Here is a 15,434-nt window from a genome sequence, read left to right as displayed (position 1 = left end):
GTAATTAATGGTAACTGGCGCGCCGACAGTATTCTCTTTTTGAAATAAAGCAATCAATGGCATTAGCTCTAATGGGGAGAAAAACTCTTGATATTTTACTTCAATCTCAAGTTCTTGTAGAATTTGGATGTCAAAAAGCGTTGGTTGTTGTATGATAGACATAGGAATCTTCCTTTCTGTTTAAGAGTCTGTCAGGACATCATAATTATAACAGATGGGGAGGTTCTTATTTTTATTGTTTTTAGAACGCTAATGTATCAAGGCATCATAATTATGAAATTAGCTCAGTTCATCACTGATTTGTCTTAATTTTTCAACGTCTAGTTCGTCATCTTCCGAACAAATTGAAGGAATAATTTGGTTTTCTACTAATTGTTGATAATAATCCTTTGATTTCTGTCTAAGTGATTCTTCATATCTTTGCGTACTTTTTTCCAAACAAATGTGTATTTATTTGCGTTGGCTTCTAATTTAGTTCCATCAATAAAAATTGCTTCTTCGTCGATTATATGTTGAGACACAAGTTGATTTCTAAACTGAATAAAACACTCTTGAAGAATAGGTTGTACCAATGGGTTTACTCGGAAACGATTAATGGTTCTAAAATTAGGAAATTGAGATTGTGTTAACCACATCGCGCGAACACTGTCTTTTGACATAGCTTCAATTTTTCTACCTGAAAAAATAGATTGAGTATAACCACACAAAATAAGCTTCAACATTATTTTGGGGTGGTAAGACGATGTTCCCATCTTATGTTCAAATTCTGAGAATATATCATCTGGAATGCTTTCAATTAATTCATCAATTGCGAAAGCACTGTCATTTTTTTCTAAATAAATCTCTAAATCTAATGATAAAGTCATCTGTTTTGTGTTATAATTTTTGAACATGAATAGCACCCCTTTTAATTTTTGTGTAGGTACTTTAATTATAAAGGAAAGTGCTATTTTTTTCGCTAAAAAAGGAACAAAATCAAAAAAGATTTTGTTCCTTTCGTGTTTTCTCAAGAGACTTTTGGGTCAGCCTCTGGCTTATCAAAAGTTACACGATTTAAACTTGCTTAAACACTGATACATATTTAGTTTTATAGATATTTTTCTAACTGATATTGATCTAAAACCACTTCAATCCCCGCAGCAATTAAGCCATAAACTTCCTTACTTTCGGCTGGTAGATTCACGCCCGCGATTGTGTCAATATCATGCACTAATTTTAGATGATTTAACAAAGCCGACACCTTTTCTTGCGCGAGAGATAATTGAAAGATTTGTAATATTTGTTCGCTCTTCTGACAAATCAACTGGCCAATTCTTTGATTATTTTCGACAATATAACATTGAGTAAGTCCATGGAACAAGCGATTTTGCCATGGAATCGTCAAATCTGCCTCATCATTTAAGTCTGTGGTTGCAACCAATTCAATCATCGAATCTTGTTGCACATCTTTAATCTTACCTTTCAAAAAGCTAACTTTTCTAGCAATATCATAACCTTGTCTTTGATATAGATTTAATGCCTTGTGATTTGTCGCAATTACCTCTAAGGTTATTAACTCAATACCTAACTTTAGCGATATTTCTTCACTAAATTTGAGCATCGCAATGGCAATTCCTTCTTTACGATAATCAGGATGAACAGCCAACCCACCAATCCAAGAGGTTTTCGTTCCATTAAGTTCCTTAAACCCGTATAACAGAATGCCTTTTGCCACTCCTGCTTCAAAAACCACAAAAGAGTACTCTTCTGATAAATTTAATGTTTTCAGACGATTATTCAATTGTTCTTTGGTCATATGAATTGGTCGTAAATAATCCGAAAAACCATCATTCCAGATTTGCGTTCTGATTGCTTCACTCACTTGATTGAACGGTCGATACTCTAACATATGATTTTCTCCTTTATTCTAAAGTTATTATCTAGTCTTCACCTTTATAAGTTCGATCCAGTTTATCTTTAGTTTTATTGTACTCTTTTTCAAGCGAGTCAAACTTCTCCGACTCCTGCTTATCTATTTTTCTGTTTTCAATATCGACATCATCTAGATCGTCGTCAGCTATTTTATCAAGATTTGGAATAAGACGATTCGCTTCGTCATCGTGAATTAATTTTTCATTGCCAAATTCAAATTTTTTAGCTGTTCGACCTTCCATCATCACTTTAAATGCACTGTTCATCAAATATAATCGACCTCGATTTGCCGTATCATGAGGAAAACTGGTTGGCGCATATTTGGCATCACGATAACCAGGACTACCAATCCATGTCGCAATCGAAATCTCAGGAGATGCCATTGCGAGTAATGCGTCTGGAGATTTATTACTACTATTCGGAACTGAACTTTCAAAGTTACTTAAACCAGATTTCATCACGTAAGTATCTTGGTCAAATCCTGTATATCGAGGGCCACCATAAGGTTCAGAACCATTTGAACCTGTCACTTCTTTCAACATACTTACCATCGTTTTAGCAGTTGAAGAACTCATAGCCCGTTTTCTTTCAGGTTCCGCCAGTTTTATCGGTCCTGAATCAATCTGAATACTTTTAATCGTTGTTGGTTCAACTCTAACTCCATCATTACCAAAAGTACTAAACGCTGATGATAAAGCAAACACATTAGTAGGATAATTAATAGACTGTTCAGCTGTATAACTAGCCCCATGCGGATTATAAGAATTTAATCCGAAAGGTTCCATCATACTATTTTTTTGTTGATCAGTCGTCATTTTAAACGCTTCTGCAGCAGCTGAGTTGATTGATAAACCTAGTGCATAAGAAGCTTTTACCTTGCCAAAATTTTGATTTCCATAATTTTTAACTTTCCAGTCAGCTATCGTAAAAGATGACCCATTTTGAATCGTATCCGGTGTCATCCCTGCATACTCAACAGCTGGCGCATAGTCTAGTAACGGTTTAATTGTGGAACCTGATGACCTTGTGGCAGTATATGGAATTAAAGGGTTATCCGAGTTAGTCGCCAACCCAATAATATGACCTGTTTGCGTATCAATGACAGAAATACCAGTTAAACTTTCTTTGTGTTCGATATAACCATTAGGCAGTCGCTCATCTTGAGGATATGTTCCCATGGCAATCTTATGCAATTCCTTCAATTGCTCGCCATCGGCATATGTTTTTACCGTAATGGTCATATTCTTAGGCAAATTCAATTGACTTAATTCATCTTTCACCTTTGAAATATAAGCTTGATATTCTTTTAAAGTCCCTTTTTGTTTATAGCTTTTTAAAGTAAACTCCTCTTTGTCACTATCGACAACAGCAAGAGCTTTCTTATACATGTCATTATTTATCAATTCATTCTCTTCCATGATGGATAGAATTGTTTTGGTACGGACTTTACCACTTTTACTAAAGTCTTGAATATAGGTCGATGGTGACTGACCCAGTCCAGCCATAAAAGCAACTTGCACCACTTGAGCAGGATCGTTTGTATCAATTTTTGACATATCATTCCCAAACAATTCAATCGAGGCTGCTTTTACTCCGACCGTATTAGGTGTAAGACGTAACTCATTCAAATAGGCTTTCAAAATATCATCTCGGTCATACTTCGTAGCAAGTTTTCGGGCATCGATTAATTGAATAATCTTATCAGATATTGAATTTTTATTATTTGAGCCAAAGACCATCAGTTTTACCAATTGTTGCTCAATCGTAGAACCACCTCTGGAGACCACATCTTTACCTAACTTTCTTTGTACCTGAGAAACAACAGCTCCCAAAGTTCCCTTAATGGAATAACCTTTTGTTTTTCTTGTATAAAAAGAATTATCTTCAACAGCGATAATTGTATCCAAATAGAGCTGATTGATATTCCATTTTGGTTTATCTTGAATCGGATCAAATTTAACAATCTCTGTATTTTCATCTAACGGTTTATCATTATTATCTAAAATAATGAAAGACTGTGTAATTTTTTGATCGATATCTTGAATTTCAAGAAGAGAGCTGTACGGGCTATATCGTTTACCAATAATATACCCGCCAATTGATATGGAAAGTACAATCAATAGCGCAATCATCAACAGTATATTTAAGATTATTCTTCGACGTCTTTTAGCTTTTATGCGTTTGATAGCTTTCAGGCTTTTCTGATTAACTCTTTTCTTTTTAGCCATCTGATAGCTCCTTTCATTTTTTTATTTATCAAAATTTACTGTAGTAGTACTAGTTGTATGAATGGTACTACTTGACGAATCAGATGACGTTGTACTACTTGAATCTGTTGATTCGATTGGTTTTTCAACAGCTTTATTCTCGACTGTTATTTTAATGGTAGTATCTTGAATAATGTAATCATAACTAGAACTCGAAGGGTCTTGGCGAATAATCCGATCTTTTTTATCATTATCCCAGTGTTCATTTCCGCGCTTACTTTCAGGAACTAGAGCACCATTTTTATACAATCTATTAGTAAAGCCGTAAACCGAATAATTTAGTTTAAGTTTCGTTAATTCCTGATGTGCTTCTTCAACAGTTAACCCCACCAAATCAGGAAGTTCAACTGATTTTTTTATTAACTCTCTATTGATTTCTAAATTATCTTGCAGTTCTTGATATTTTTTTTTAAACTCATTCACCATAAGATTGGATTGTAAATAATCATTTGCTTTATACACATAAGTATCCAATTCTCGTCCCAGCCTAGTTTGTGGATCTGGTATCGGTTCTGTTAATGCTGAATAACTCATAACCGATGACTTGATTTGATTCACCTCAATAAAATTTTTATTGATTTCATTCAAAAGGCTTGTCGCTTTTTTAAAATTAATATCATTTGTAACTATCAACATTCCCTTTTGAACGTATATTTTATTTAGTAAATCTAGTAAGGAAAAAATATCCTGATAGTAATCATCGGGGTGTGAGACTGTCATCTGTTGAAAAGCGTAATCTGCCTTTTCATAGTGTTTAGGTAGGATTGCTTTATAATATATGACATATAATTCTTCTACATCTGAGTCGTTAATCGTACCTACTTCTTTCTTTAGCCCCGTAATCACTTGATCTATATCTGAGACTTTAACTTTTCCGTCAGTTATACTTGAAATAATTTCTTGAATTTTAGGCAATTTTTTCACTTTATCACTATTGGCTTCATAAAGCCATGAATCGAAGGCATCATTTTTCAAAGCACGCACCAGTTTAATATCTGATTCTCCGATTTTAGTTAAATCATATATTTCTTCTTGCGTTATATTATTTGCTTTGGGGATATTACTAATATATTGATAAGCTCTAAAAAATAAAAAACAGCTCACAGCAATAATGATTAGATAAATGAGATAGACAATTTTTTGGGTGCGCCCAGTTTTCATTTTATTATATTTAGATTTTTTTCTTTTCATTTTTTAATAACCTCTAATAATCTCTTTAGTCGTATTTTGTACTATTTCTAATTAATCATATATCTAAGTATACACGATAACTTGTTGAACTTGACTATCACTTTTAATAAATTGAAGTTATTTGGAGTTTATCTTTGAAGATGCGTGGTATTATACAGAAAAATGTTTAAAATTTTTGATTCTAAAGATACTTCAGCAAACTAAAAAAGCCAATGATATTGTTATAGATAGGTTACACTTAGTTGAACAATAAAGATAAGGTGTCTATACTTAATAAAAAAACAGAGTAGGAGCTTATCTCATGACAACCAACAGAAAACCAAGGCAACCTTCAAAGAATCATTTAAGAAACAAATGGTAGAACTCCACAAATCAGGAAAACCTAGAAAAGATATCTTAAGAAAATATGATTTAACTCCATCAACTTTTGATAAATGGTCAAACAATACAATCAATCAGGTTCATTCAAAGAGAAAGATAATTTGACACCAGAAGAAAAAGAATTACATGAATTACGTAAACTAAATAAAGAGCTATTGATGGAGAACAATATTTTAACGCAAGCGGCGTTGATATTCGGACGAAAGTAGAAATCGTCAGAAAAAATAAAGAGAAATACAGTGTATCAGCGATGTGTCGAGAATTAGAGGTTTCTCGTGGGGCGTATTATTATGAAGTCAAAAGAAAAGAATCAGAGGCTATTTTAGAAAAAGCAGTCATTGAGTCCTTCACAAACAGTCGTAACTCCTACGGAGCAAGAAGAATTAAAGATGATTTAAACGATCAAGGTTTAATCGTTTCTAGAAGAAAAATTCGAAGAATTATGAATAAGTTCAATTTAATTTTAAGATATACAACACTGACATTCAAACCTCAAGTGATTAATAAGAACAAACAAGAAATCGCTAATGTCTTATCGCGTCAATTTGATAGAATGCTGCCTATGGAAGTATTGGTAACTGATTTGACGTATGTTAAAGTAGGTCAAAAGTGGCATTATGTTTGTTTTATTGTTGATTTATTTAATCGAGAAATAGTCGGTTATTCCAGGGGTCCGAATAAATCAGCGGATCTCGTGTTACAGGCAATCGGAACGATTGAACAACCATTAGATGTTGTTGAAATTTTTCATACAGATCGAGGAATTGAATTTGATAACCAAAGTATTGACAAATTATTAGATGTCTTTCAGATTAAACGTTCCTTATCACGTCCACGTTGTCCCTATGACAACGCCGTGGCAGAAGCAACTTATTGAGCGTTTAAGACTGAGTTTATTTACCAACAATTTTTTGACTCATTATTTGAACTACAGTATGAGTTAATGGATTATGTCAATTGGTGGAACAAATTTAGAAAGCATGGAAAGCTTGGGTATCAATCCTCGATTAATTATCGTTTAGACTGGGAATTGAAACAGGCTATTTAGTAGATTATAAAATAACTATTTGGAAAAAATATAGACCTTATAATTTTTGTACAGAAAAGTGTTGCCAATTCATCTTGATTTCTTTAAGCCCTTCATTGTACTCGTAATTCAAGGGATTGTATAATTCTTCAAAAAATACGCCTTATTATACTATTCTCTTATTAATGCGTTATACGAATCTATCGTTTTAATTTTGCTAAACAGATTTCAGATACAAAGAAACCTAACGAAATCAATCGCTAGGCTTAAATTTTTACTTAAATTGACTGTATACATGAAACGATAGCTGCAACACCTTTTTCTAAGGTTTCTCTTGGACATCCAATATTCACTCTGAAGTACAACTCATCCTCTTCAAAGAAATCTTCTCCTGTTTGAATTGCTACTCCATAGTCTACCATTTTTTGTCTTAACTCTGGTCCACTTAATGGCAGTTTAGAAGCATCTATCCAAACTAAATATGTAGCTTCCAAATTAGTTACTTCTAATTCAGGGCACTTTTGAGCTAATTCTGATTTCAAATAATTATAATTTGAATAAAGATATTCAGTTAATGTATCGACATACTCTCCACCATACTCATAAGATTTTTCCAAAGCAATGTAAGAAAATGAATTTAATAAATCAGTTGTTTTAGAGTATTCTTTAACTTTGTTTATTTTTTCTTGAAACTCTTTATTTTCTGTCATATAATATGCAACTTGTAATCCTGCCATATTAAATGTTTTTGTTGGAGCTGATAGCATTACCAGTCTTTGCTCATAATTGATTTTTCTAGCTACTTCCATAGCAGGTGTATATTTATTGCCTGGCATAATTAAATCTCCATGAATTTCATCCGAAATAATAATTACATTGTGTTTTTTACAAATTTCAAACATTTGTTTTAATTCAGATTTACTCCATACTCTACCAGTAGGATTATGAGGATTACATAGTATATAAGCCTTTACATCATTGTCTATTATTTTTTTCTCAAAATCTTCGAAATCAATCTTAAATACTTTACCCACTTTTTTCATTTTGGATACAACGGGTTTTCTTTCTGTAAAAATGGGTTGTTTTTCTAATGGTCCATAAGTCGGATTTAGTACTAATACTGTATCTCCTTGATTAGTTATAGCTCGTAATGTATTGTTCAAGGCAACAACTACATTAGGAACAAAAAAGATATTTTCCTTTTTATATTCAATATTATTTCTCTTTAAATGCCAATTTATAGGTGCATCCTTATAAAATTCCCCTGTTAAAGAATACCCAAACACACCATGCTCGGCACGTTTAATTATTGCATCGATTACTTCTTGAGGTGCTCTAAAATCGGTATCCGCTACCCACATCGGTACTATGCCACTTTTACCATAATATAGTTCTAAACCATCCCATTTAGCTGAACCACTTCCAACTCTATCTACCATTTTATCAAAATATGAGAAATCATAAGCCATTTTTATTTCCTCCTAAATTTTTATTTAATACTATTCATAGAATTTTCTTCAAAATTCGTAATTACTAATATAATTACTATAAATAAAGAAAAAACAAAAACTGATTTTAAAATAATTAGTTACTAGATCAAGTATAAATTTGGCCATTAAATTAACTACTAACGGTTCTAAAGCAAAACCTAAAACTTGTTAGAGCTCAAAAAGCGCTAATTCCAACAAGAATAGAAATTAAGTTTAGTAAAAAAGTCAACAAATATAGTAACTCTGTCATAACTGTTCCATAAACAAGACAAAATATCAAGGTACCTACAATAATCCCAATTTTAAGGTGAACTAACGAAATGATTAGGAACCCAGACGAAACCTACAATAAATACTACATTGTTTAAAAATCCCACCACTTTCTTAGCAATAAAAACAGGTACAACAAATAGAATATTAAAACTATTAAAAGCAACTACAGGTAAACTTAATAAAAATGGACTTGTTAAAATGATCTTTTTTGCGAAAGATAACTTTACATTTTCTTGCAACTAACGAAATCAAAAAACTCATTAATGCAACAAGTAAAATAATCATCTGTAGTTTAGATTGACTTACTCCTAAAAAGCTATTAAATAGTGGGGCCAATGCTGGCACTTTTCCTATTACATATGAGCAAACGAAAATTCATGTTGTAAGCCCTAATTGTATCTTTTTAATCGTTTTTCCCTCTTTCATTCTCTTCTCACTATTATTCTAAAGACTTGCAATCGCTTCTATTTCAACAGCTGCTCCCCCAACTATGCCACTTACTTCAAAAAGACTTCTTGTTGGATAAGCTGCTTCAAAAAAGTCATTGAATCCTTTATTGATATCAGCTAATCCAGATAATTCCGTTGTGAAAACGGTCACTTTAACGATATTATCTTTAGATAAATTATTTTCAATGAGAATTTTTTCTAAATTTTTTAAACATAACATAGTTTCTTCATAACAATCACTAATTTGTAAACTATTATCTTCATCGATTGGTAATTGCCCTGAAATAAACAATAAATCGTTACTTTTACGAGTGACTGAAAAGTTTTTCATTTGAGTATCTCCTCTCTATTTCTTAATTTATATATAATATATTATCATATCGAGAATATATTATCAACAAAACTTTTATTTATTATATAAATAATTCATTTTCATTCAGATAATTTATTATCAACTTCGTGAGTTTAATGTTATAATGTAAACTACAAACTATTGAAAGGGTTTTTAATAATGAAAAAAGAAAAGCTAGAGCGATACAAATCACTCACAATTTTTTTAGGTGAGACACTAGGTACTAACTATGAAATTGTACTCCACACTGTTGATCCTAATGGTAATGTAGAAATTGCTGCTATCCAAAATGGACATATTACCCAAAGAAAAGTTGGTGGACCTACTTCTGAGTTTGCTATTAATCTAATCAAAGATAAAACTTATGAAAATAAAGAATATCTTACTAGTTACAAAGCTTTTGCTAAAGACCACACAACATTAAAAGGATCTACTTTCTTTATAAAGGAGGAGGGCCAGTTAGTCGGATTACTTTGTATTAACTTTAATCCTGAAAAATATGTGAACTTGGCTGAAGATATCTTAGGATTAGTAAATCTCCCCGTGTCCTTTTTACAAAATAGTCCTCAATTAATAGAACTTGATAATGAATCCCCAGTTGAATTCTTCTCTGAGTCTATCGAAGAAATTATTTATTCTCTCATTGATCCAGTCTTGTTAGATGATCGAGTGACACTTAATCCAAAAGAAAAGCAAGCAATTGTTGAAGAACTTTATCTAAAAGGAGTATTTAATCTCAAAGATGCTGTTCCAGAAGTTGCCAAAATACTGAAAAGTTCAATACCTACAATTTATAGATACTTAAAAAAAATTCAAAATTAGATATATCGTTTACTCTTGTAATTTTCTAATTTAATACAAAAATTCTATTTATTATCAAATAAAATAAATAGAATTAACTACTAAATTATTCATACAATTAATATTTTAAGCAATGAAAGCAGTTAACTTTTATTGCTTATTTATTTTTCTCTAACATACTACTAGCATAAATTAAAATACATTTATTACATTTAATGCTTTTATCCAATTAACAACTAATATAATCATCCATTTATTTTTCAAGGTTGCGTCAAGAATTATGTGTAAATGGAAAATCCATTCCATTATTTTAAGTTAAAACATTGATTCTAATGTATCTTGAATTTCTTTAAACTCTTTATGAACTCTACCTAAAAATTTTTGGTTATATTCATTGAATTGAGAAACAAGGAATCTCTCTAGAGATTCTTCATTGGGAAATTGTTCTTTTCTTTTTGTATATTTTTTTAACTGTTTGTTAAATCCCTCAATCAAGTTAGTTGAGTAGATGGTTCTTCTAATTGATGGAGGAAAGTTATAAAAAGTTAATATAGCAGGGTTGAAGAGTAATTTAATGATTTTTGGATACTGACTTTTCCATTTTTCTGTCATAAAAGTTACTTGCTCAAGAGCTTCTTCTTTTGAAGTAGCTTGATAGACAGTTTTAAAATCATCACAGATTTCTTTTCTATCTTTAACGCGAACTTTATGAGCAATGTTTCTAGAGACATGAACACAACATTGTTGAAATTGAGCATTTGGATAGATACTATAAATACTATCGTGAATACCACTTAAACCATCAGTTACCACTAATAAAACCTCTTCTAAACCACGATCTTTTAGATCTTGAAGTATCTCTTTCCAAACATAAGCAGAATCGGTTGGAGCAATAGTAAATCCTAGAACCTCTTTGGTTCCATCTAATCGAATACCTATCACAATATAAACGGCTTCTTTTGATACAGTTTGTCTCTTTAAAGGAATATGAGTAGCATCCATAAAAATGACGGAGTATTTAGCTTCTAAAGTTCTTTCTTTAAAAGCTAAAACATCTTCAGATACCATTTTACTCATGTTGGAAATGGTTTGTGGCGTGTAATAATGACCATACATTTTTTCAATTAGATCAGAGATTTCAGACATAGTTATTCCTTTTTGAAATAGCTGAATAATAGTTTTTTCTAAGGAATCATTCGTTCTTTTGTAGGCAGGTAATGTTTGTTGAGAAAATTCACCATTCCTATCTCTAGGAATGACTAAATTGAGTTCTCCATATTCTGTTTTAAAAGAACGTGAGTAATTCCCATTACGGGAATTACCTGAATTAAATCCAGCTCTATCGTATTTTTCATAGTCAAGAAATGCTGTTAATTCAGCTTGTAGTAAAGTGTTAATAGCCATTTCTAAATGATGCCGGAACAAATCATTCAAATCACCTTTATTAATTAGTGTTTCCATTATTTCTGTAGTAAAATTGGTCATGAGAAAGTCCTCCTATAAAATTGTGGTTGTGGTAACTTTAATTTTACAGAATGGACTTTCTTTTTTTCTACTCTAAATTTCTATTTACACAAAATATTTTACGCTATTTTTTCAATCGAACTGTAAATAGCCTTTTAACCTTATAAAAAATAAAATATATACTATACACATTATCAGTTCCTGTAAAAGACACAATTATAAACAAATATTTTTTTATAGTATCTTTTTTATTAAAAACTATTGACTTATCATCTTTGAAATGATATTTTATTATCAAGATAATAAAAAAATATTATAAAGATAAAATAATATCGAAAGTGAAAGGAGGTATATTCTTAATTGAATAATTAAACTTTATAAAATATCCAAATCTAATCTTTATAATTTATATTCTATCCATTTTGGATGGAAAAGAAATCGCTTTTTTATCTAAATTTTATTAGAAAAAATTACATCTTTAATAATTTAATCTCACAGAGTTAATTGTAAGAAAACACTATTAGGAGGGTAAAAATATGATAACAAAAGAAGATATCATAAAAAAAACAAAAGAAATGGATGATTATTTAATTAAGACTCGTCGTTTCCTACATGAAAATCCTGAAGTATCATCTAAAGAATTTAAAACAAGCGAACTTCTAAAAAAGGAAATTGCAAGCATTGGTTTGGAAATACACCCTGTTCAAGGAACTGGTTTTTATGCAATCTTAGATACTGGAAATCCAGGTAAAACAGTTGCATTAAGAACAGATATTGATGCTCTCCCAATCCAGGAGCAAAAGAACAATTTAAAACAAGAACGTATTGTATACTCTAAAAATGATGGTATATCACACATGTGCGGTCATGATGGCCACATGGCGGTTACCTTAGCTGCTGCAAAAGTTTTAGTTGATTTAAAGGATCAATTAAAAGGAAAAATTATTTTTATCTTTGAAGAAGGCGAAGAAATCGGAAGCGGTATCCATGCTATGGTGGAAGCTTTAAAACCTCTTAATATTGATGCTATTTATGGTACACATTTAACCTCATTTATGGATACAGGTACCATTTGTTTAGATGGAGGACCACGAATGGCTGGAGCTGTTGAAATTGATTTTAACGTTATTGGAAAATCGGGTCATGGCTCGAGACCAGACTTATCGATTAACCCTCTTTTTGCAGGCGCTAATATTTTAAATAATATTACAAGTGCTTGGGCCAATCAACTTGATGTTGGAAAAACTGTGACGCTAGGAATTACACAATTTCATGCAGGTACAGTTAATAACGTTATTGCAGATAAAGCACATATCGGGGGGAGTCTAAGATATTTTGATGTATCCGAGGGGCTAAAGGCGCTTGATCTAATAAAAGATGTTGCTGAAAAAGTAGCTGCTGCTCATAAATGTCAAATTGAATACACTAAACATACTCGCATTGCAACAATACCTGTTGTTAATGATGCTAATCTAGCAGCAATTGCTCGAGATGGTGTTGCTGAAATATTTCCAAATTCTTTAATAACTGATGTCAAATGGTACGCATCTGAATCTTTTGCTCATTACGCGAAAGTGGCTCCTTCTGTTTTCTCTTTCGTCGGGATTAGAAATGAAGATCTAGGCAGTGGTGCGGAGCATCATAATGATTACTTTGATTTAGACGAAGCAGCTTTACCTTATAGTTTGGGAGCAACATTAAATTTTGTAAATAAATATTTAAATGATTAAAAAATTATTTTACAACGTGGTGGGAGATTAACTAATAGCTCAACACATTTAAAAAGGAGGAAATTATTATGGATTTATGGACCCCAGCTTTTTGTTTTGCAGTTGTTGCTTTTGCGATGCTTGCTGGAGAAATTGTCTCAAGTAAAACAAAAGGGACAGTTCCACAGATGTTAATTGTTGCAATTATTTTCTTGATTGGATTTTGGACAATTTTCCCTAAGGATATCTTAGATATTGGTCATATCACACCGATTTCTCAAGTTGTTATATCTTTTATTTTAATTCATGTTGGTACAATGTTTGATATTAAAAGTATTAAACAAGAATGGAAAGTCGTTGTGGTAGTACTTTGTGCAATTGTCGGAATTGTAGCTATAACAATTGGTGTAGGTACAATATTCTTTGGTAAAGAGATTGGATTTACTGCAGCTGCTCCTATGACAGGTGGAGGTATGGCGGCCCTAGTTATGGATCAAGCTGCAAGAGCCGCTGGAAAACCTGAACTAGGTATTTTAGCCATGATGATTTTTATTATGCACGGCTTCTTCGGTTTCCCTATAACAGCCTTTATTTTGAAGAAAGAATGTCAAAGATTGCTTGTAGGTTTTCGTGCCAACGATCAAGAAGTAGTAACTTCAGCAGTAAAAGAAGACAAGGAAGAAAAGGAGACACCAAAAAAATTAATTGATAGAATACCTAAGCAGTATCAGACTCCACTATTCTATATTGCTCAACTTGCTTTATGGGCAACTGTAGCTATAATTTTAGAAGAATTAACAGGGGTAAATAACGCTATCATACAGGTTCTTTTAGGAATTACTCTTAGTCATTTTGGACTTATATCAACTTCTCCACTAGTAAAAAGTGAATCAGGTGGTATTTTGACTATGGCGCTATTAGCTAGCTTTATGGGCTCATTTGCTTTTGCAACACCAAAGATGATTGCAACTAATGCCTTACAGATTGTTGTATTAATGACAGTAGCAACAATTGCTATCTTTATTTGTACAGTACCAATTGGTAAAAAGCTTGGTTATTCATCTTATATGTCAATTGCTATCGGTTTAAACTGTTTCCTTGGATTTCCTTTTAATTATGCCCTTACCAACGAAGCCATTAAAGGAGCGACAAATAACGAGGCTGAAGCAGCCTATCTTAATTCACAGCTAATGTCAAAAATGATTATCGCTGGAATTGTTTCAGTTTCGATAGTTTCTGCAGTTTTAGCCGGAATCATTGCTGGTGCAATCTTTTAATACTTTAAAGTATGAGTGTTAAAATAATATTTTTCATTTCTGATATAAGCTTTTACGTTCAAATCTAACTAATTAATTTCATAAATTCTTTAAACTCTATACATACTAAATCATGATAGTCGAATAAGTTTTAATGAAGAGGCTGACCAAAAAGTCTCTTAAAATAGAACAAGCGTTCAAAAATGATTAATGTCATTTCAGAATGCTTGTTTTTTCGTATTTTTTGGCTAGTATCCTTCCTATTCTTTCTTAATTTTCTCAAGTTTAGTGCCATAAACACAAATCCTAGTTCTTGTGTTACTTTATCTTTTCCTCTAACAGATAATCGATTGAACGCCACATTAGCCTTCAGATTTCCGAACGCTGGTTCCACATCTATTTTTCTCTGACGATAACTTTTCCCTGTCAGGTCGTCTTGTAATAACTCCCTTGCGCGAGCCTTAAAGTATTCCCAGTTTCATTTTTTTGAATGAGGCAATTTTTATTGCTTTTGGCACGAGTACACAGAATATTAACTGGAGAATCTAAATAAGATTCGCATTTATACATTTTAAGTTTTCTTTTAAATCCGTTCTTATCTGTTCGAGTAGAATAATTTTTAAATTTAACTTTTTGATCTTTTTGGCAATTATATGTATCTTCTAATTCGTTATAAGGCCAGTTGTCATATAATCCATATCTATTAAATAATCAATCAATAAAAATTAAACACAATGAATCAGTAAAAATTGTGACTGCATCAATGGGCGTGGATTTTGGAGTTGGATTTACACCGACTTCTGGGGTTGAGGCATCGATTATGATGGCATCTTAATCAGCGATGGTTACCAAAATAACCTCAA

At 31.8% G+C, this 15,434-nt stretch carries 11 protein-coding genes and 2 pseudogenes; 5 read left to right on the top strand and 8 right to left on the bottom strand.

The features are described 5' to 3' along the window. Positions 1–368 precede the first annotated feature (368 nt). From ESZ54_RS11060 to ESZ54_RS11045, 4 genes are all read right to left on the bottom strand, one after another. Complete coding sequence (locus ESZ54_RS11060) at positions 369–893, bottom strand: transposase (protein WP_136137714.1); 525 nt, start codon at positions 891–893, stop codon at positions 369–371. Between the two features lie 194 nt (positions 894–1,087). Then, complete coding sequence (locus ESZ54_RS11055; RefSeq protein WP_136137713.1) at positions 1,088–1,888, bottom strand: GNAT family N-acetyltransferase; 801 nt, start codon at positions 1,886–1,888, stop codon at positions 1,088–1,090. 31 nt (positions 1,889–1,919) lie between these two features. Next, on the bottom strand, positions 1,920–4,139 hold the full coding sequence (locus ESZ54_RS11050) for a transglycosylase domain-containing protein (protein WP_136137712.1): 2,220 nt from the start codon (positions 4,137–4,139) through the stop codon (positions 1,920–1,922). A gap of 21 nt (positions 4,140–4,160) precedes the next feature. Next, positions 4,161–5,369: a PASTA domain-containing protein gene (locus tag ESZ54_RS11045; protein WP_136137711.1), complete on the bottom strand. Its 1,209-nt coding sequence runs from the start codon at positions 5,367–5,369 to the stop codon at positions 4,161–4,163. 354 nt (positions 5,370–5,723) lie between these two features. On the opposite strand from ESZ54_RS11045, the pseudogene ESZ54_RS11040 reads away from it, so the two are divergent. Further along, positions 5,724–6,798: pseudogene (locus ESZ54_RS11040) on the top strand (IS3 family transposase). A 257-nt stretch (positions 6,799–7,055) separates the two neighbouring features. Here the strand turns inward: ESZ54_RS11040 and ESZ54_RS11035 are convergent. Continuing rightward, a complete protein-coding gene (locus tag ESZ54_RS11035; protein WP_136137710.1) occupies positions 7,056–8,246 on the bottom strand; it encodes a MalY/PatB family protein in 1,191 nt (396 codons plus the stop codon). Between the two features lie 738 nt (positions 8,247–8,984). Next, the gene (locus ESZ54_RS11030; RefSeq protein WP_136137709.1) at positions 8,985–9,320 is read right to left on the bottom strand and encodes a RidA family protein; all 336 of its coding nucleotides are present in this window, start codon (positions 9,318–9,320) and stop codon (positions 8,985–8,987) included. 180 nt (positions 9,321–9,500) lie between these two features. On the opposite strand from ESZ54_RS11030, the gene ESZ54_RS11025 reads away from it, so the two are divergent. Beyond that, entirely contained in the window at positions 9,501–10,163 is a 663-nt protein-coding gene (locus ESZ54_RS11025; RefSeq protein WP_136137708.1) for a helix-turn-helix transcriptional regulator, read from the top strand. Positions 10,164–10,457: 294 nt separating this feature from the next. Here ESZ54_RS11025 and ESZ54_RS11020 read toward each other — a convergent pair whose 3' ends face one another. Further along, positions 10,458–11,627 carry an IS256 family transposase gene (locus ESZ54_RS11020; RefSeq protein WP_136137707.1) on the bottom strand — a complete coding sequence of 390 codons (1,170 nt, stop codon included), beginning with the start codon at positions 11,625–11,627 and terminating at the stop codon, positions 10,458–10,460. 515 nt (positions 11,628–12,142) lie between these two features. Between ESZ54_RS11020 and ESZ54_RS11015 the strand changes: the two genes are divergently transcribed. Next, entirely contained in the window at positions 12,143–13,336 is a 1,194-nt protein-coding gene (locus ESZ54_RS11015) for an amidohydrolase (RefSeq protein WP_136137706.1), read from the top strand. Between the two features lie 68 nt (positions 13,337–13,404). Next, positions 13,405–14,592 (top strand): hypothetical protein, encoded by a 1,188-nt coding sequence (locus tag ESZ54_RS11010; protein WP_136137705.1) that lies wholly within the window; start codon positions 13,405–13,407, stop codon positions 14,590–14,592. A 130-nt stretch (positions 14,593–14,722) separates the two neighbouring features. On the opposite strand, the pseudogene ESZ54_RS11005 reads toward ESZ54_RS11010, so the two are convergent. Further along, a pseudogene (locus ESZ54_RS11005) lies at positions 14,723–15,034 on the bottom strand (transposase); the annotation flags it as partial. A 219-nt stretch (positions 15,035–15,253) separates the two neighbouring features. Between ESZ54_RS11005 and ESZ54_RS12520 the strand changes: the two are divergent. Then, a complete protein-coding gene (locus tag ESZ54_RS12520) occupies positions 15,254–15,406 on the top strand; it encodes a hypothetical protein (RefSeq protein ID WP_162615176.1) in 153 nt (50 codons plus the stop codon). Positions 15,407–15,434 lie beyond the last annotated feature (28 nt).

Origin of the sequence: Vagococcus silagei, assembly GCF_004795745.1 — a bacterium.
GTDB classification, from domain to species: Bacteria; Bacillota; Bacilli; order Lactobacillales; family Vagococcaceae; genus Vagococcus; species Vagococcus silagei.
This window is presented reverse-complemented; position numbering and strand designations above follow the sequence as displayed.